Raw genomic sequence first — 17,989 nt, 5'->3', positions numbered from 1 at the left:
TCTTCAGCTGCCCCTTGCAGAGCCGTACCGGCGGAGCGCGTCCGGTGAGCGGCGCGATCGACGCCCGGTCCCTGGCCGTCGTCATCTTCCTCGGCTTCGTCGCGGTGTCCCTGCTGCTGTGCGGCCTCGCCGCGGCCGACCAGGACGACCCGGAGCACTTCTACGCCGGGGGAGTCACCCTCGGCCCCGTCGGCGGCGGACTCGCCATCGCCGGGGACTACGTCTCCGCCGCCACCCTGCTGTCCACCACCGGGTCCGTGGCGCTCGCCGGCTTCGACGGCCTCCTCTTCGCCCTGGCCACGGTCGCCTCACTGGCCCTGGTCATGCGGCTCTTCGCCGAACGCCTGCGCCGCAAGGGCGTGTTCACCCTGGGCGACTTCCTGGCTGACCGGCTGGGCGACGGCTCCGTACGCCGCGCGCTCGGCGTGGCCACCCTCGTGGTGCTGGCGCCGCTGCTCCTCGTCCAGCTGACGACCGCCGGCCACGTCATGACCTCCATGTTCGGACTGCCCGACGGCGCCCTCACCGGCTGCACCGTCGCCAGCGGCGCGCTGATGGTCTGCTACTCGGCCTTCGGCGGGATGCGCGGCACCGGCTACATCCAGATCCTCAAGGTGGCCGTGGTCCTGGGAGCCGTCACCCTGCTCGCCGGACTCGTCCTGGCGCGCTTCGACTGGTCCCCCTTCGCCCTGTACGACGCGGCGCGGGCCGGCAGCGGGGCCGGAGACGCGTACTCCCGGCCGGGACTGCAGTTCGGACACGGACTGGTCGGCGCGCTCGACCTCATCGGCTTCCAGGCCACCCTCGTACTCGGCGCCGCGTGCATGCCGCACATCATGATGCGCCTGCACCCGATCCGTGACGCCAGGACCGCCCGCAGGGCCGGTGCCTGGGCCGTGGCCCCCGTGGCCCTGCTCTGCGCCGGCATCGTCGTCGTCGGCCTCGGCGCTTCCGCCCTCATCGGCCGGGAACTCCTGCAGGCCGCCGACCCGGCAGGAGGCACCGCCCTCCTCATGGTGACCGGCGCCCTCGACCCCGGTGCGGCCGGACCCCGGGACAGCCCGCTCTTCGCGCTCGTCGCCTGTGCCGCGTTCGCCACCACCCTCGCCGCGGTCGCCGGGATCACCCTCGCGGCCGCCTCCTCCCTGGCCCGCGACTTCACCCGGAAATCGGGTGCGCAGGGCGAGGACAAGGCCTCCGGCAGGGAGATCAGGCGTGCCCGCTGGGCCGTCGCCGGCATCGGCGCGCTCGCCGTGCTCCTCTCGGCGTACACCCACGACCGCAATCCGCAGGTACTGCTCTCCCTGTCCTTCGCGGCCGCCGCCTCGGTCCTGCCGCCCGTCCTGCTCCACGCCCTGTTCAACCGGCGCTTCGACGCCCGCGGGGTGCGGTGGACGGTCTACGGGACGCTGCCGCTGATCGGGATCCTGATGGTCCTGTCGCCCGCGTTCTCCGGGACGCCCGTCGCGCTCTTCCCGGAGTGGGACTTCCACGTCTTCCCGCTCCAGACCCCCGGCCTCGTCACGATCCCCGTGGGCTTCCTCCTCGGCCTGCTCGCCTCGTCACGTCCGGCGGGCGGCGCGCCCGACGAACGGCACCGCCACCGGGCGCGCTGGAGCGCACGCGCGCGCAGCGACGCCTGACCGATGACCGGGGCCGGCGCCGGACACCCCGGCACCGGCCCCGACCGGCCTCAGAGCCCCAGCTCGGCGGTGTGCAGCCGGGCCAGCGCGTCCTTGTCGCCGTCCAGCTCGACCCGCGCCGCGTCCTGCCGCCCCGTCGCGAACAGCAGAAGTTCCCCCGGCTCACCGGTGACCGTCACCACCGGGGTCCCCCGGTGCGCCACCGCGGTCTGGCCGTCGGGCCTGCGCAGGACCAGACCCACCGGCGCACGGCGGCCCAGCATCCTGGCCGTCTTCTCGGTGCGTGACCACAGCACATCGGCGAAGACCGGGTCGAGCTCCCGCTGCGACCACTCGGGCTGCGCCCGGCGCACGTCCTCCGCGTGGATGTAGAACTCGACGGTGTTCGCCGCCTCGTCCAGCTGCTTCAGTCCGAAGGGTGACATGCGAGGAGGACCCGTACGGATGAGCTGGATCAGTTCCTCGTACGGCTTGGCCGCGAATTCCGCCTGCACCCGCTCCAGCCGGTTCTTCAGCGCGCCCATCAGAATCCCGCCCGCCGCGTCCGCACGGCGTTCACGCACCACCACATGGGCGGCCAGGTCACGGGTCTTCCAGCCGTCGCACAGGGTCCGGGCCTCCGGGCCCGCCGCTTCCAACAGGTCGGCGAGCAGGAGACGTTCACGCTTCGCATGGGTCGACATGCCCGCCAGCGTACGGCCGCCGCCCTCCGTCCGCCCAGTGGACGTGACGCCGGAGCGTGCCGTCCGGCGCGGCACAATGGGCGCATGACCAGCACGCCCGGCTCCACGCCCGCCAGCACTCTCGACCCGGCCGTCGCGGCCCGGATCAAGCGCGGCCCCGACGGACTCTTCCCCGCGATCGCCCAGCAGTACGACACGGGCGAGGTGCTCATGCTCGGCTGGATGGACGACGAGGCCCTGCACCGCACCCTCACCACGGGCCGCTGCACCTACTGGTCCCGCAGCCGCCAGGAGTACTGGGTCAAGGGCGACACCTCCGGCCACATCCAGCGGGTGAAGTCCGTCGCCCTTGACTGCGACGCCGACACCGTCCTGGTGAAGGTCGACCAGACGGGTGCCGCCTGCCACACCGGCGCGCGCACCTGCTTCGACGAGGACGTACTCCCGGTCACCACGCCCCGATAGAGTCAGCCGCCATGGATCTCGAGACCTTCCGCAAGCTCGCCGTCGACCGGCGTGTCATCCCCGTCAGCCGCCGGCTCCTCGCGGACGGCGACACCCCGGTCGGGCTCTACCGCAAACTCGCCGCCGAACGGCCCGGCACCTTCCTCCTCGAATCCGCGGAGAACGGCCGCACCTGGTCCCGTTACTCCTTCATCGGCGTCCGCAGCGCCGCCACCCTGACGGCGGTCGACGGCCAGGCCCACTGGCTCGGCACACCCCCCGTCGGCGTCCCGTCCGACGGCGACCCCCTGCAGGCCCTGCGAGCCACCGTCGAGACCCTGCACACCCCGCGCGACCTGGTCGGCGACGACGGCCTCCCGCCGTTCACCGGCGGCATGGTCGGCTACCTCGGCTACGACGTCGTACGCCGCCTGGAGCGGATCACCGAGCACGGCGGCGACGACCTGAAGCTCCCCGAGCTGACGATGCTGCTCACCTCGGACCTCGCCGTCCTCGACCACGGGACGGGCACCGTCCTGCTGATCGCCAACGCGATCAACCACAACGACCTCGAGACCGGCGTCGACGAGGCGTACGCGGACGCGCTCGCGCGCCTCGACGCCATGGAGCGCGACCTGTCCAGGCCGGTGGAGAGCGCCCCCACCGCGCTGCCGGCCTCCGAGCTGCCGCCGTACACCGCCCTGTGGGGCGGCCAGGCCTTCATGGACGCGGTCGAGGACGTCAAGGAACGCATCAGGGCCGGCGAGGCCTTCCAGGTCGTCCCCTCCCAGCGCTTCGAGACCCGGTGCACGGCGAGCGCGCTGGACGTCTACCGGGTCCTGCGGGCCACCAACCCCTCGCCCTACATGTACCTCTTCCGCTTCGACGGCTTCGACGTCGTCGGCTCCAGCCCCGAGGCCCTCGTCAAGGTCGAGGACGGCCGCGCGATGGTCCACCCGATCGCCGGGACCAGGCACCGCGGCGCGACCCCGCAGGAGGACCAGGCGCTCGCCGACGAACTCCTCGCCGACCCGAAGGAGCGCGCGGAGCACCTGATGCTCGTCGACCTCGGACGCAACGACCTGGGCCGGGTCTGCGAGCCCGGCAGCGTCGAGGTGGTCGACTTCATGTCCGTCGAGCGGTACTCCCACGTGATGCACATCGTCTCCACCGTCACCGGACGCGTCGCCGAGGACCGCACCGCCTTCGACGTCCTCACCGCCTGCTTCCCCGCGGGAACCCTGTCGGGGGCCCCCAAGCCCCGCGCCCTGCAGATCATCGAGGAGCTCGAACCCTCCCGCCGCGGGCTGTACGGCGGCTGCGTCGGCTATCTCGACTTCGCCGGGGACTCCGACACCGCCATCGCCATCCGCACCGCATTGCTGCGGGACGGCACCGCCTACGTCCAGGCGGGCGCCGGCATCGTGGCGGACTCCGACCCCGTCGCCGAGGACGCCGAGTGCCGCAACAAGGCCGCCGCGGTCCTGCGCGCCGTGCATACGGCGAACCGGCTCGGGACCAGTTGAACCGGTAGGGGATAGTGGGGTACGTGAGTGCTGTTCCCGTACCCCAGCCCCGTGCCCGAGCCGCCTCCGCGCCCGACAGCGCGGGGAGCCGCCGGAGCCTGGCGGCCGGCCTGCTCCTCGGGGCGGCCGGCGCCACCGTCGTACTCCTCGCCTCCGGCCAGATCTGGGCCGAGGGCAAGGCCGCCGTCGGCGGCGGCACCCTGCCGCTCAGCGCCGACGGCCAGGACGTCACCGGCCTCCCGGCCGCCCTCGCCGTCGTCGGCCTGGCAGCCCTCGTCGCCGTCTTCGCCGTCCGCGGCGGCGGCAGGCTGCTCGTCGCCGCCCTGCTGGCCCTCAGCGGCCTCGGCGCCGGACTGAGCGCCTGGGCCGGAGCCTCGGACAGCGAGGCCCTGGACGAGCGGGCCGCGCAGACCACCGGCGACGCCGCCGCCACAGTCGACGCCCTCAGCCACACCGCCTGGCCCTACGTCACCGCGGCCGGCGGACTGCTGATCCTGCTCGCGGGGCTCCTCGCCCTGCGCTACGGCAAGCGCTGGCCCACCATGTCGGGCCGGTACGAACGCGACGGCACCCCGCGCCCGCGCAAGGCCCCCCGCACCGCCCCGGACCCCGACCGTCCCGAGGAACTCTGGAAGGCACTGGACCGGGGCGAGGACCCGACGCGCGACGCATGACCCCCAGCCTCGTGCCGACCGGCGCGTACGGGACAATGGCACCGAACCTTTCCCAGCAGCGATACCTTCAGCGCAACACCAACTAGGAGCAACTCATGGCGGGCAGCAGCCACGGACACACCCCGGCCGCCTGGACCGGTGTCATCATCTCCTTCGCCGGCTTCTGCATCGCGGGCCTCTTCATGGTCGCGGCGAACATGCTCGGCTTCTGGGCCGGCATCGCCGTCATCCTCCTCGGCGGTGTCGTCGGCTACGCCATGAAGATGGCGGGCCTCGGCATGCCGAAGGAGTCCGAGGAGATGGCCGCCGCCCGCGCGAGGGCCGGGGAGGCCCAGATCCAGGCCTGAGGCCCGGCCCGCCCGCGCAGCCGCCGAGCAGCCGGGACACGACGAGGAGGCGCAGCCCGGACGGGCTGCGCCTCCTCGCGTGAGAGGGCACAATCACCGCGTGGACGCCTCAGCCTCTCCCGCAGCCCCCGCCCCGGACCCCGCCGCCCCGGGCCGCCCGGTGCCCGCGCAGGCCCCGCCCTCCAGGCTCCGCCGGCTCGCCGTACCCGCCGGGGTCATGGCGGCCGTGGCCGGCGCCTTCGGCTACGTCGCCACCGTCGATCCCAACGAAGCCGGGCACTACCCGGTCTGCCCCATGCTGCGATTCACCGGACTGCTCTGCCCCGGCTGCGGCGGGCTCCGCAGCGCCCACGCCTTCGCACACGGAGACCTGGTCACCGCGCTCGGAGCCAACGCGCCCGCCGTCGCCGGCTACCTGGTCTTCGCCGCGGTCTGGGTGGTCTGGACGGTCCGCGCGGCCCGAGGGCGGCCGATGCGGATCGCTCTCGCCCCCGCCCACTGGTGGGCCATCGGCTCCGTCCTGCTGGTGTTCTCCGTGGTCAGAAACCTGCCGTTCGGCTCATGGCTGGCCCCCTGAATGACCAGGTAGTGGGACGCACGGCCGCCGGATGCGGGCTCCGGGCCTTCCTGCGGATACCATCGTGATGGCTGATCCTGTTCCCATCACCGCTTGGAAGGGGGCCGCTCGCGTGAGTGTGCTCGACGAGATCATCGACGGCGTTCGCGCCGACCTCGCGGAGCGGCAGGCGCGTGTGAGCCTCGACGAGCTCAAGGAACGCGCCGCCCGTGCTCCCCAGGCCAAGGACGGCGTGGCCGCCCTGCGTGGCGAGGGCGTCACCGTCATCTGCGAGGTCAAGCGCTCCAGCCCGTCCAAGGGCGCGCTCGCGGCCATCGCCGACCCGGCCGCGCTCGCCGCGGACTACGAGGCGGGCGGGGCGTCCGTCATCTCCGTCCTCACCGAGGAGCGCCGGTTCGGCGGCTCGCTCGCCGACCTCGAGGCCGTCCGCGCCAAGGTCGACATCCCGGTCCTGCGCAAGGACTTCATCGTCACCTCGTACCAGCTCTGGGAGGCCCGGGCCTACGGCGCCGACCTCGCCCTGCTGATCGTCGCCGCCCTCGACCAGGAGGCCCTCGTCTCCCTGATCGAGCGGGCCGAGTCGATCGGCCTGACGCCGCTCGTCGAGGCACACGACGAGGAGGAGGCGGAGCGCGCCGTGGACGCCGGGGCGAAGATCATCGGCGTCAACGCCCGCAACCTGAAGGACCTCAAGGTCGACCGTTCCACCTTCGAGCGCGTCGCCCCTGAGATCCCCGACCACATCGTCAAGGTCGCCGAGTCCGGTGTCCGTGGCCCGCACGACCTCATCGCCTACGCCAACGCCGGCGCGGACGCCGTGCTCGTGGGCGAGTCCCTCGTCACCGGCCGCGACCCCCGGGCCGCCGTCGCCGACCTGGTCGCGGCGGGTGCCCACCCGGCCCTCCGCCACGGACGGGGCTGATCCCACCCGTGTCCGCCGACCGCCCCCGAGCCCACGTCAGGCCGGGCCTGCGCCCCGCCGCGGCGAGCGCCAGGGACCCGCACGCGCCGCTGGCGCGCGGCTGCCGCCCACGCGGCTGCCGCGCACCGGCCCGGCGCGTGCACGGACGGCGGGTGCGGTACGTCATCGGCGACGAGCCCGGACAGGTCAACGGCATGCGATGGCGCACGGCGTCCGCGCCGTAGCGAGCCCCGTACGCCACCCGCCCTCCGGCGGGCTCCGTACACCCCACCGCACCGACCGCCCACCGGCCGGCGCGGCGCTCCGCCCACGGCGCACACGGAGTCGTCAACCGTTGCGATTCGAGGAGCACACCGCATGTCGTCCGACTTCTTCATTCCGGACCCCGAGGGTCTGATCCCCAGCGCCGAGGGCTACTTCGGCGCCTTCGGCGGCAAGTTCATCCCGGAGGCGCTCGTCGCCGCCGTGGACGAGGTCGCCGTCGCCTACGACAAGGCCAAGGCCGACCCCGCCTTCGCCGCCGAGCTCAACGCGCTCATGGTCGACTACACGGGCCGTCCCAGCGCGCTCACCGAGGTCTCACGCTTCGCCGAGCACGCCGGGGGCGCCCGCGTCTTCCTCAAGCGCGAGGACCTCAACCACACCGGCTCGCACAAGATCAACAACGTGCTGGGCCAAGCCCTGCTCACCAAGCGCATGGGCAAGACCCGCATCATCGCGGAGACCGGCGCGGGCCAGCACGGCGTCGCGACCGCGACCGCCTGTGCCCTCTTCGGGCTGGACTGCACCATCTACATGGGTGAGATCGACACCGAGCGGCAGGCGCTGAACGTGGCGCGCATGCGGATGCTCGGCGCCGAGGTCATTGCCGTGAAGTCCGGATCCAGGACCCTCAAGGACGCCATCAACGAGGCGTTCCGGGACTGGGTCGCCAACGTGGACCGGACCCACTACCTCTTCGGTACGGTCGCCGGCCCCCACCCCTTCCCCGCGATGGTCCGCGACTTCCACCGCGTCATCGGCGTCGAGGCACGCCGCCAGATCCTGGAGCGCGCCGGCCGGCTGCCGGACGCCGCGGTCGCCTGCGTCGGCGGCGGATCCAACGCCATCGGCCTCTTCCACGCCTTCATCCCGGACGCCGGCGTCCGGCTCATCGGCTGCGAGCCCGCGGGCCACGGCGTGGAGACCGGCGAACACGCCGCGACCCTGACCGCCGGAGAACCCGGGATCCTGCACGGCTCCCGCAGCTACGTCCTCCAGGACGACGAGGGCCAGATCACCGAGCCGTACTCCATCTCCGCCGGGCTCGACTACCCGGGCATCGGCCCGGAGCACGCCTACCTCAAGGACACCGGCCGCGGCGAGTACCGGGCGGTCACCGACGACGCGGCGATGCAGGCTCTGCGCCTCCTGTCGCGCACCGAGGGGATCATCCCCGCCATCGAGAGCGCGCACGCGCTGGCCGGGGCCCTGGAGGTCGGGCGGGAGCTCGGCGAGGACGGTCTGATCCTCATCAACCTGTCCGGACGCGGCGACAAGGACATGGACACCGCGGCCCGTTACTTCGGGCTGTACGACGGAGCCGACGGGGTCGTCGAGGCCGACGTGGCCGACGGAGAGGAAGAGGTCACCAAGTGAGCGGCAACCGAGAACTCCTCGAAGCGACCCTGGCCCGCGCGGCCTCCGAGGACCGGGCGGCGCTCATCGCCTACCTGCCCGGAGGCTTCCCCACCGTCGACGGCGGTATCGAGGCGATCAAGGCGGCCGTCGCCGGCGGCGCCGACGTCATCGAGGTCGGCCTCCCGCACAGCGACCCGGTGCTCGACGGACCGGTCATCCAGACCGCCGACGACATCGCGCTGCGCGGCGGCGTCAGGATCGCCGACATCATGCGCACCGTCCGCGAGACGCACGAGGCCACCGGCGCGCCGATCCTCGTCATGACGTACTGGAACCCGATCGACCGCTACGGCGTCGAGCGTTTCACCGCCGAGCTCGCCGAGGCGGGCGGCGCCGGGTGCATCCTGCCCGACCTGCCGGTCCAGGAGTCCGGGCTGTGGAGGGAGCACGCCGAGAAGCACTCCCTGGCCACCGTCTTCGTGGTCGCACCGAGCAGTCAGGACGCGCGCCTCGCCACCATCACGGCGGCCGGCTCCGGCTTCGTGTACGCCTCCTCGCTGATGGGCGTCACCGGCACCCGTGAATCGGTCGGCGAGCAGGCCCAGGACCTGGTGCGCCGCACCCGCGCCACCACGGATCTGCCGGTCTGCGTCGGCATCGGCGTCTCCACCGCCGAGCACGCCCAGCAGGTCGCCGGCTTCGCCGACGGCGTGATCGTCGGCTCGGCCTTCGTCAAGCGGATGCTGGACGCCCCGGACGAGGCGGCAGGCCTCGCCTCCGTCCGCGCGCTGGCGGCCGAACTGGCCGAAGGCGTTCGAAAGCGCTGACAGCCCGCGTCATCCGTAAGGGTGGACCTGGGACCGGGGAGGCGCTACCGCGCCTCCCCGGTTCGTTTGCGCGGTGTGAGCGAGAAGAACCAAGACCGAAGCAGAGCCGCGCGCGACCGGCTCGTCCAGCAGCGCGAGCGGGACCGTGCGCGGGAGCGCCGCCGCCGCACCCTGATCGTCTCGACCGCCGTGGTGGGGGTCCTGGCGCTGGCCGCCGTCATCGGGGTGATCGCCGCCAACGCGGGCAAGGACGGGGACAGTGAGGCGGGGCCCGCCGTCACCCCGTCCGGCGCGATGGGGGAGGACGGCCTCGCCCTCCAGGTCGGCGCGGACGACGCACCGTCCACGCTCACGATCTGGGAGGACTTCCGCTGCCCGGTCTGCGCCCAGTTCGAGAACGCCTTCCGCGACACGATCACGGAGCTCGCTGAGAGCGGGCAGATCAAGGTGGAGTACCACCTGGCCACGATCATCGACGGCAACCTCGGCGGCAGCGGGTCCCTGCGCGCGGCCAACGCCGCCGCCTGTGCCCAGGACGCCGGCGAGTTCGCCGCGTACCACGACGTCCTCTACCGCAACCAGCCCGCCGAGACCGACGACGCCTTCGGTGACAACGCCCGGCTGATCGAACTGGCCGGCAAGGTGAAGGGCCTGGACACCCCGGCCTTCCGCAGCTGTGTCGAGGACGGCACCCACGACGGCTGGGTCGAGAAGTCGAACAAGGCGTTCACCGAGGGCGGCTTCCAGGGCACGCCGACCGCACTCCTCAACGGAGAGTCGATCTTCCCGAAGAAGGGCGACGAGCAGATCTCCGTGGCCAACCTCGAGAAGTGGGTGAAGGAGGCCAACAAGGGCAAGAAGCCCGCCACGGTCGGGGCCACGCCCTCTCCGTCATGAGCCCGGTGACGGACCCCCGGCGGATGCTCGGCACGCCGGCCGTGCCGATGCTCCGGCGGGGGTCCGTTACCCAGAAGTTGCCCGACGGCTTGCCGTACGTCCGGTCAGGCAGGGTAGCGTCGGTCCCGTCATGAACCTTGCCTTCATTCCCAGCCCGTCGACCGGCGTGATCGAGCTCGGCCCGATCCCGCTCCGCGGCTACGCGTTCTGCATCATCATCGGTGTCTTCGTCGCCGTCTGGTTCGGCAACAAGCGCTGGATCGCCCGCGGTGGCCGAGCCGGCACCGTCGCCGACATCGCCGTATGGGCCGTGCCCTTCGGCCTGGTCGGCGGCAGGCTCTACCACGTCATCACCGACTACCAGCTGTACTTCAGCGACGGTGAGGACTGGGTCGACGCCTTCAAGATCTGGGAGGGCGGGCTCGGCATCTGGGGCGCGATCGCGCTCGGCGCGGTGGGCGCCTGGATCGGCTGCCGCAGGCGTGGCATCCCGCTCCCGGCCTGGGCGGACGCCCTGGCCCCCGGAATCGCCTTCGCCCAGGCGATCGGACGCTGGGGCAACTGGTTCAACCAGGAGCTGTACGGCAAGCCGACGGACGTGCCCTGGGCGCTGAAGATCAGCGAAGGCACCAACAGGGTCGCGGGCACCTACCACCCGACCTTCCTCTACGAGTCGCTGTGGTGCGTCGGAGTCGCGCTCCTCGTCATCTGGGCGGACCGCCGCTTCAAGCTGGGGCACGGCCGGGCGTTCGCGCTCTACGTCGCCGCCTACTGCGCGGGCCGCGGATGGATCGAGTACATGCGGGTCGACGAGGCCCACCACGTGCTGGGCCTGAGGCTCAACGTGTGGACCGCGATCATCGTCTTCGTGCTCGCCGTCACCTACATCGTGATCTCCTCGAAGCTGCGCCCGGGCCGCGAGGAGACCGTGGAACCCGCCGCCGTCACCCCGGACGCCGAGGGCGAGGCGGCGACGCCGGACACCGCCGCCGACGCCGAGCAGGCGGAGCCCGTCGAGAACGCCCCCGAGGACGCCGACACGCACGAGGCGAAGGAACCCGAGGCGGGCGAGGCACCTCAGAAGGCCGACAGGACCTGACACCCCGCCGACACCGAAGGGGCCGCCGGACCGCACGGTCCGGCGGCCCCTTCGTCCGTCGGTCTCAGCGGCGGCGCCCCGCCAGAGCGAGCGTCCGGGCCGCCGTCGCCACGACCGCGGCGTCGACGAACCTTCCGTCCGGCAGGGCCTGTGCCCCCGCGCCACCGGTCCGCGACGCCTCCAGGACCTGCTCCGCGGCCTCGACCTCACGCGCCGTCGGCCGGAAGGCCCGCTCGATGACGGGAAGCTGCCGGGGATGGATCGCCGCCCTGCCGAGCAGACCGAGATCCCGGCCGTGCGCGCAGGACGCCCGCAGCCCCGACACGTCCTTGACGTCGGGGAAGACCGACATCACCGGCGGATCGAGCCCAGCCGCCCGCGCGGCGATCACCACCCGGCTGCGCGCCCAGTCCAGCCCCGCGTCGTCCCGTACCCCCAGGTCCGCACGGAGATCGGCCTCGCCCAGCGCGACGCCCCGCACCGTGGGGTGCGCGCCGGCGATCGAGTACGCGTGCTCGATGGCCAGCGCGGACTCCAGCAACGGGTACAGGGTCACCCCCGGCGCCAGAGCCGCGACATGGTGGACCGAGGCGGCATGGGTGATCTTGGGCAGCCGCATCCCGGACAGCCCCGGCAGCCCCGCCAGCGCCTTCACATCGGCCTCGCCGTGGACCCGGACATGGACGGGGACCGCCGCCGGATCCACCGTCACCGGGTCGGAGAGCAGCTCCGCCGTCGCGGAGCGCGCGTACTCCTTGCGGTCGGGGGCGACCGCGTCCTCCAGGTCCACGATCACCACGTCGGCGCCCGACCCGAGTGCCTTGCGGACCACCTCCGGCCGGTCCCCGGGCACGTACAGCCAGGTGAGGGCCACCACCGGCCCCGTCACAGCGCCCCCTCCGCCCGCAGCGCCGCGATCGCCGGCGCCGTGAGACCGAGCTCCGTCAGGATCTCGTCCGTGTCGGCCCCGTGCGGCCGGCCGGCCCAGCGGACGGCCCCCGGTGTCTCCGAGAGCCGGAACAGCACGTTCTGCATGCGTAGCGGTCCGAGCTCCGGGTCGTCGACCTCGGTGATCGTCCCCAGCGCCCGGTACTGGGGGTCCTCCATCACGTCCCGCACGTCGTGGATCGGCGCGATCGCCGCCTCCGCCTTCTCGAAGGCGTCCACCGCCTCCTCCCGGGTGCGCCGGGCGATCCAGTGGCCCACCGCCTCGTCCAGTTCGTCCGCGTGCTCGGCCCGGGTGGTCCCGGCCGCGAACCACGGTTCCTCGATCAGCTCCGGGCGCCCCACCAGGCGCATCACGCGCTCCGCGACCGACTGGGCGGACGTCGAGACGGCGACCCAGTGCCCGTCCGCGGTGCGGTAGGTGTTGCGCGGCGCGTTGTTGCGCGAGCGGTTGCCCGTCCGGGGCTGGACGTACCCGAGCTGGTCGTACCAGAGGGGCTGCGGTCCGAGCACGGTCAGGATGGGCTCGATGATCGCCATGTCCACCACCTGCCCGGCGCCGGTGCGGTCCCGCCCCGCCAGCGCCGTCATCACCGCGTACGCCGTGGCCAGCGCCGCGATCGAGTCGGCGAGCCCGAAGGGCGGCAGGGTCGGCGGGCCGTCCGGCTCCCCGGTGACGGCGGCGAACCCGCTCATGGCCTCGGCGAGGGTCCCGAAGCCGGGCCGGTGGGCGTACGGGCCGGACTGGCCGAAGCCGGTGACCCGGGCCAGCACCAGCCGCGGGTTGACGGCCCGCAGCTCCTCCCAGCCCAGCCCCCAGCGCTCCAGGGTGCCGGGCCGGAAGTTCTCCACGACCACGTCCGTCTCCGCGGCCAGCCGCAGCAGCACGTCCCGCCCGCCCGGTGACGACAAGTCCAGGGTCAGGGTCCGCTTGTTGCGGCCCAGCAGCTTCCACCACAGCCCGACGCCGTCCTTGGCGGGGCCGTGCCCGCGTGAGGGGTCGGGCTTGCGCGGGTGCTCCACCTTGACGACCTCGGCGCCGAAGTCCCCGAGCATGGTGGCCGCGAGCGGCCCGGCGAAGAGGGTGGCGAGGTCCAGGACCCGCAGACCGGCGAGGGGCGCCGTCCCAGCAGCATTCATGAGGCATCGATCTCCTCGCGGTACGGCATGGACGTGGAGGCGCCGTGCCTCCCCACGCAGAGCGCGGCGGCCTTGGACGCCCATGCCACCGCGTCAGGGGCCGCCCTTCCCTCGCCGAGTGCCACGGCAAGCGCGCCGACGAAGGTGTCCCCGGCGCCGGTGGTGTCCACGGCGGTGACCTCGGGGGCCGGGAAGAGGACCGGTTCGGTGTCCCGCGCGGCGTGCAGGCAGCCCCGCTCGCCCAGGGTGATCACGACCTCGGGGACCTGGCGGAGCAGCAGCTGGGCCGCCGCGTGCGGTTCCACCTTCCCGGTGAGCCGGGCCGCCTCGTGCTCGTTGGGGACCAGCAGGTCGACGGAGTCCAGGAGCTCGGAGGGCAGCGGCTGCACGGGGGAGGGGGTGAGGATGGTGCGCACTCCGCGGGCCCGCGCGGCCCGTGCCGCCTCCGTCACCGTGACGAGGGGGAGTTCCAGCTGGAGCAGCAGCAGGTCCGCCCGGGTTACGGCGGCCCGGTCGCCCGGCGCGAGCGAGGTCATGGTGCCGTTGGCGCCGGGGATCACCACGATCGCGTTGGACCCCTCGTCGTCGACGACGATGTGCGCGGTGCCGCTCGGCCCGGCGACGGTGTGCAGCAGTTCGGTGTCCACGCCGGCGTGGTCGAGGTTCGCCCGGAGCGCCGAGCCGAACTCGTCGGTCCCCACCGCGCCGATCATCACCACGTCGCCGCCGGCGCGTGCCGCGGCGAGTGCCTGGTTCGCCCCCTTGCCGCCGGGGACGGTACGGAACTCCCGTCCCGTCACGGTCTCCCCGCGCCCGGGAGCCCGGGCGACGTAGGCGACCAGGTCCATGTTGGTGCTGCCGAGCACCGCGATCGCTGTCATGGGCGGCTTACCTCCTGATAGGTCAGTTCCGTGAGGGTGTCGAAGCCGATGGAGCCGATGCCGGCCACGGACGTGGCGAGACGGTTCTTCAGCGGCGCCGTCCACCGGTCGGGGAGTGCCGGTGCCCGTCCGGCCAGCAGACCCGCCAGCGAGCCGGCCGTCGCGCCGTTGGAGTCCGTGTCCCAGCCGCCGGACACCGCGAGGCAGACGGAACGTGAGAAGTCCCCGTTCGCACGGGTGAGGGCGGCGGCCAGCAGCGCCGCGTTGGGCAGGACGTGCACCCAGTGGTGGGTGGACGCGTAGGTGTCGTGGAGCCGGTCCACGACGGTCTCGAAGTCCGCCTCCGAGCGGCCCGCCTCGATGCCCAGCCGCACCGCGTGGGCGTACCGGGACCGGGGCGGCACCACACGGAGTCCGGCCGCCAGGCAGCCGTGCACGTCCGTCTCACCGCCCGCGGCCTCCGCGAGGGCGGCGGCCGTGAACATCGCCCCGTACACCCCGTTGGCGGTGTGGGTGAGGACCGCGTCGCGGTGCGCCTGCCCGGCGGCCGCCCCCGGATCGCCCGGGTGGGTCCAGCCGTGGACGTCCGCCCGGATCTGCGCACCGATCCACTCCCGGAACGGGTTGCGCCGCACAGCGGTGTCCGGCGGCTCGACGCCGTCCAGGAGATTGCGGTAGGCGACGCGTTCGGCGGTGAAGACACGGCCCGCGGGCAGTTCGTCGAGCCAGAGCCGGGCGAGGTCGGCGGTGCTGAACCCGTGGCCGTGGCGCTGGAGCAGCAGCACGGTCAATAGCGGGTAGTTGAGGTCGTCGTCCTCCGGCATCCCGTCGATGTTCTCGGCGAGGGAGGTGGGTGCCGAGCGACGGTTCCAGGGATGGGCGGCGGCCAGATCGGCCGGGAGCCCCCGTGCGGTGAACCAGGTCCGCAGCGGCCAGTTCCCGGTGGCGCGCGCCAGGGCACGGATCCCTTCCAGCGGCAGCTTCTCCACCGGTTTGCCGAGCAGGCAGCCGGCCGCCCGGCCCAGCCAGGCCGCGTGGAGCCGGTCGCTGTCGAGGGACACCGGGCGGCCCGGCGGCGCCGGCCAGCGCGGGCAGGCCGCCCGGATCGAGGGCAGGTCCGTCGGCTCGTCCGCCGCCGAGGGGACGTCCAGCGACGCGAGTTCGTCCAGCAGTTCCTCCGCGAGCGCGCGCAGCCGACGAGGGGCCGGGGGATCCGAGGCACCCGCCCGAGCGGGGGCGGCGTGTCCGCCCGCGGCGTACCAGCGCTGTTCGACCGCCCCCGCGTCGCGGCCGTCCTGCGCGGCCTGGCGCAGCTCGTGGCCGATCAGGTCCTCGGGCTGGACCCACGTCACGCGTACGGTCACCGCTCGTCGCCCGCCAGGCCGGCGAAGGCCGCCTCGTGCGCACGGCGGCGGGCGGTGTCCCGGGCGAACACCTCGCGCGCGACCTCCGCCAGCGCCTTCGCCGGGGCGTGCAGGTCCAGGCGGCTGGCCTCGGCGACCGTCTTCACCCAGTCCACGGGGATCGCCTGCTCCCCGTGCAGGGCACCCGCGATCGCCCCGCTCATCGTCGCGATCGAGTCGCAGTCGCGACCGTAGTTGACGGCGCCGAGCACCGTGCGGCGGTAGTCGCCGGCCCCCACGAGCAGCATGCCCAGTGCGATCGGCAGCTCCTCGATCGAGTGCAGCCGGGAGGGCCGCCTCGCACCCAGCGAGGGTTCGCGGTAGTGCGGGCCGACCGTGTCGAACGGGGCGACGGCCGCACGCAGCGGTACCAGCGCCGACTCCGTGTCGGTGTGACGGGCCGCCACCTCGCACACCGACTCGATCGCCGACCGGGTGCCGTCCTTCGCGAGCGCCAGCGCTGTCTCCACCACGGAACCGGGGGTGGCGCCCGGGGCGCAGGCAGCGGCGACACAGGCGGCCAGCACCCCGGCCGCCTCCCGCCCGTACGAGGACTGGTGCGCACCCGCCACGTCCAGTGCCTCCTGGTAGGCGGCCTCCGGGTTCGCGGCGTTCACCAGGCCGACCGGGGCCATGTACATCGCGGCCCCGCAGTTGACGATGTTCCCCGAGCCCGCCTCACGGGGATCGGCGTGGCCGTAGTGCAGCCGGGTGACGATCCACTTCTCGGCGAGGAAGATCCGCTGGAGCGGCAGCGCCTCCGCCTCCAGCTCCGGGATCCAGCGCGGGCGCGACATCAGGTCGGGGACGAGGTGCTCGGCGACCGCGTACGCGTCGAGGTGGTCCCGCACCGTCTCGTAGACCCGGATCAGCGCGTGGGTCATCAGGGTGTCGTCGGTGACGTGCCCGTCCCCCTTGTGGTACGGGGCGATGGGCCGCGCGGTGCGCCAGTCGTCGCCGTACCAGGGGCCGACGATGCCGGTCACCCGGCCGCCGTGGCGCTCCGCGATCTGCTCGGGTGTCCAGCCCTCGACCGGGCCGCCGAGCGCGTCCCCGACGGCTGCGCCGACGAGCGCGCCGGTGACGCGTTCATCCAGGGTGAGTGTCGTGGTGGTGGGCGTGCCGACCGCGAACCGGCCGGATGTTGTGTCCGTCATGCCGGAATTGTCCACCCGAAACGGCTGGTTCCGTGGCTGCGAGCAGCCCGGCGAGTTCGATGAGATCCGTCCCCGCGAGGCGGGGCAGCGCGCACCCCGCCAGCGTCCGGCACGCCTCCCGCCAGCCCGCCGGTACGGTCGCCGCCCCGCCCAGCGCCCCGGTCAGCGCCCCCGCCAGGGCGGGTGCCGAATCCGCGACCCGGGAGAGGCAGGCGGCGGCGGGGACGGCCTGGGCGATCTCGCCCCGGGCGGCCGTCGCGAGGGCCAGGGCCACCGGTACGGTCTCCGCGGCGGCGATCCCGTAGCTGTATACGTGGTCGACGATCTGATGCTCCAGCACGGGTACGAGCGCGAAGGCGCCCGCCGCCTCACCGGCGAACTCGCGGGCCAGCCGAACGGCGTGCGCGGCGTTCCGGGCGATCTCGGTGCCTTCGGGAAGCCGGTCGAGCGCGGCGTCGACCGCCGTGTCGACGTCCGCCCCGGCGAGCGCCTCGGCGACGGCGGCGGCGATCGCCCGCGCACCGTGCACCCCGTCACCGTCCTGGGTGTAGCGGGCGTCGAACTCGGCGAGCTCCGCCGCCGCCGCGGGATCCCCCGGATGCACGACCGCGAGCACCGCCGCCCGCACACACGCGGCGTCGTCGAAGTAGTGCGGGTTGTCGTGCCCGGTGGCCGGCGGGCGCAGGCCCGCCGCCAGATTCCCGAGCCCGGCCCGTACGGAGATCCGGGCCCTGAGCGGCAGGACGGCCGCCTCCACCTCGGGTGCCCGGGCGCTGGCCGCCGCCACCTTCGCCGCGAGCGCGTGCCACGCCCGGTCGACGGCGTCCCGCATCCGGTGGCCGGGGGAGAGGTCCGGAGCGTGGTCCGCGGCGGCCGCCAGCACGGCGCGGGCCGCGAACGCCGCCCATTCGGCGTCGTCGGACGGCCCCAGGCGCAGCGGCTCCGGCGGCTGGTTGAGCGCGATCGGGACGGGCAGCGTGGTGGTCGCGTTCTGCTCCGCGAAGGTGTCCAGCTCCCTGGTGAGGCGCCTGGTCCACTCGGGCATCCGGGCGGCCCGGTGCCGCGCGGCCGGCCAGCCGGCGGCGTCCCCGGCCGCCAGTCCGAGCAGCAGGCCCTCGATCCTGGCCCGCCTGCCGGGCGCACTCCGGTCGCCGGGCGTGCGCTCCGCGGCGATCCGGACGGTGACGTGCGGGGCGGATTCCGG

General features: G+C 73.7%; 19 protein-coding genes. 12 read left to right on the top strand and 7 right to left on the bottom strand.

Annotation, left to right across the window (positions count from 1 at the left end; genetic code table 11):
- Positions 1–44 precede the first annotated feature (44 nt).
- Entirely contained in the window at positions 45–1,643 is a 1,599-nt protein-coding gene (locus ACGFNN_RS26220; protein WP_393559457.1) for a cation acetate symporter, read from the top strand.
- 50 nt (positions 1,644–1,693) lie between these two features.
- Here the strand turns inward: ACGFNN_RS26220 and ACGFNN_RS26215 are convergent, their stop codons facing one another.
- A complete protein-coding gene (locus ACGFNN_RS26215) occupies positions 1,694–2,326 on the bottom strand; it encodes a TIGR03085 family metal-binding protein (protein ID WP_393559456.1) in 633 nt (210 codons plus the stop codon).
- An 84-nt stretch (positions 2,327–2,410) separates the two neighbouring features.
- Here ACGFNN_RS26215 and hisI point away from each other — a divergent pair, with 84 nt between their 5' ends.
- The 11 genes from hisI to lgt all read left to right on the top strand — a co-directional run bounded on the left by hisI (position 2,411) and on the right by lgt (position 11,259).
- Entirely contained in the window at positions 2,411–2,791 is a 381-nt protein-coding gene (gene hisI, locus ACGFNN_RS26210) for a phosphoribosyl-AMP cyclohydrolase (RefSeq protein WP_393559455.1), read from the top strand.
- Positions 2,792–2,802: 11 nt separating this feature from the next.
- Positions 2,803–4,296, top strand: coding sequence for an anthranilate synthase component I (locus ACGFNN_RS26205; protein ID WP_362547698.1), 1,494 nt, complete (start codon positions 2,803–2,805; stop codon positions 4,294–4,296).
- A 14-nt stretch (positions 4,297–4,310) separates the two neighbouring features.
- Positions 4,311–4,970, top strand: coding sequence for a TIGR02234 family membrane protein (locus ACGFNN_RS26200; RefSeq protein ID WP_393559454.1), 660 nt, complete (start codon positions 4,311–4,313; stop codon positions 4,968–4,970).
- Positions 4,971–5,065: 95 nt separating this feature from the next.
- Positions 5,066–5,317, top strand: a complete 252-nt coding sequence (locus ACGFNN_RS26195; RefSeq protein ID WP_393559452.1) for an HGxxPAAW family protein — start codon at positions 5,066–5,068, stop codon at positions 5,315–5,317.
- 100 nt (positions 5,318–5,417) lie between these two features.
- Positions 5,418–5,894 (top strand): DUF2752 domain-containing protein, encoded by a 477-nt coding sequence (locus tag ACGFNN_RS26190; protein WP_393559450.1) that lies wholly within the window; start codon positions 5,418–5,420, stop codon positions 5,892–5,894.
- A gap of 112 nt (positions 5,895–6,006) precedes the next feature.
- Positions 6,007–6,816 (top strand): indole-3-glycerol phosphate synthase TrpC, encoded by an 810-nt coding sequence (gene trpC, locus ACGFNN_RS26185; RefSeq protein WP_014045367.1) that lies wholly within the window; start codon positions 6,007–6,009, stop codon positions 6,814–6,816.
- An 8-nt stretch (positions 6,817–6,824) separates the two neighbouring features.
- Entirely contained in the window at positions 6,825–7,040 is a 216-nt protein-coding gene (trpM, locus tag ACGFNN_RS26180; protein WP_362674932.1) for a tryptophan biosynthesis modulator TrpM, read from the top strand.
- 133 nt (positions 7,041–7,173) lie between these two features.
- A complete protein-coding gene (gene trpB, locus ACGFNN_RS26175) occupies positions 7,174–8,454 on the top strand; it encodes a tryptophan synthase subunit beta (protein WP_393559448.1) in 1,281 nt (426 codons plus the stop codon).
- Entirely contained in the window at positions 8,451–9,263 is an 813-nt protein-coding gene (gene trpA, locus ACGFNN_RS26170) for a tryptophan synthase subunit alpha (protein WP_393559446.1), read from the top strand. Before trpB ends, trpA begins: the two co-directional genes overlap by 4 nt.
- 75 nt (positions 9,264–9,338) lie before the next feature.
- Positions 9,339–10,160 (top strand): DsbA family protein, encoded by an 822-nt coding sequence (locus ACGFNN_RS26165; protein ID WP_393559444.1) that lies wholly within the window; start codon positions 9,339–9,341, stop codon positions 10,158–10,160.
- 130 nt (positions 10,161–10,290) lie between these two features.
- The gene (gene lgt, locus ACGFNN_RS26160) at positions 10,291–11,259 is read left to right on the top strand and encodes a prolipoprotein diacylglyceryl transferase (protein WP_393559442.1); all 969 of its coding nucleotides are present in this window, start codon (positions 10,291–10,293) and stop codon (positions 11,257–11,259) included.
- Positions 11,260–11,323: 64 nt separating this feature from the next.
- On the opposite strand, the gene ACGFNN_RS26155 is transcribed toward lgt, so the two are convergent.
- The 6 genes from ACGFNN_RS26155 to ACGFNN_RS26130 are packed head-to-tail and all read right to left on the bottom strand — an operon-like array spanning position 11,324 to position 17,959.
- Positions 11,324–12,148 (bottom strand): HpcH/HpaI aldolase/citrate lyase family protein, encoded by an 825-nt coding sequence (locus tag ACGFNN_RS26155; protein WP_393559440.1) that lies wholly within the window; start codon positions 12,146–12,148, stop codon positions 11,324–11,326.
- The gene (locus tag ACGFNN_RS26150) at positions 12,145–13,344 is read right to left on the bottom strand and encodes a CaiB/BaiF CoA transferase family protein (RefSeq protein ID WP_393559438.1); all 1,200 of its coding nucleotides are present in this window, start codon (positions 13,342–13,344) and stop codon (positions 12,145–12,147) included. Before ACGFNN_RS26150 ends, ACGFNN_RS26155 begins: the two co-directional genes overlap by 4 nt.
- Positions 13,341–14,225, bottom strand: a complete 885-nt coding sequence (gene rbsK / locus ACGFNN_RS26145) for a ribokinase (RefSeq protein WP_393559436.1) — start codon at positions 14,223–14,225, stop codon at positions 13,341–13,343. The genes ACGFNN_RS26150 and rbsK overlap by 4 nt, the downstream gene beginning before the upstream one ends.
- Positions 14,222–15,589, bottom strand: coding sequence for an ADP-ribosylglycohydrolase family protein (locus ACGFNN_RS26140; protein WP_393559435.1), 1,368 nt, complete (start codon positions 15,587–15,589; stop codon positions 14,222–14,224). The genes rbsK and ACGFNN_RS26140 overlap by 4 nt, the downstream gene beginning before the upstream one ends.
- On the bottom strand, positions 15,586–16,785 hold the full coding sequence (locus ACGFNN_RS26135) for an ADP-ribosylglycohydrolase family protein (RefSeq protein WP_393559433.1): 1,200 nt from the start codon (positions 16,783–16,785) through the stop codon (positions 15,586–15,588). The genes ACGFNN_RS26140 and ACGFNN_RS26135 overlap by 4 nt, the downstream gene beginning before the upstream one ends.
- The gene (locus tag ACGFNN_RS26130; protein ID WP_393559616.1) at positions 16,718–17,959 is read right to left on the bottom strand and encodes an ADP-ribosylglycohydrolase family protein; all 1,242 of its coding nucleotides are present in this window, start codon (positions 17,957–17,959) and stop codon (positions 16,718–16,720) included. Before ACGFNN_RS26130 ends, ACGFNN_RS26135 begins: the two co-directional genes overlap by 68 nt.
- Positions 17,960–17,989 lie beyond the last annotated feature (30 nt).

The organism is Streptomyces sp. NPDC048590 (assembly GCF_043199535.1).
Taxonomy (GTDB): Bacteria; Actinomycetota; Actinomycetes; order Streptomycetales; family Streptomycetaceae; genus Streptomyces.
The sequence above is the reverse complement of the archived record's forward strand: the minus strand, read 5'-3'. Positions and strand labels throughout refer to the sequence as shown.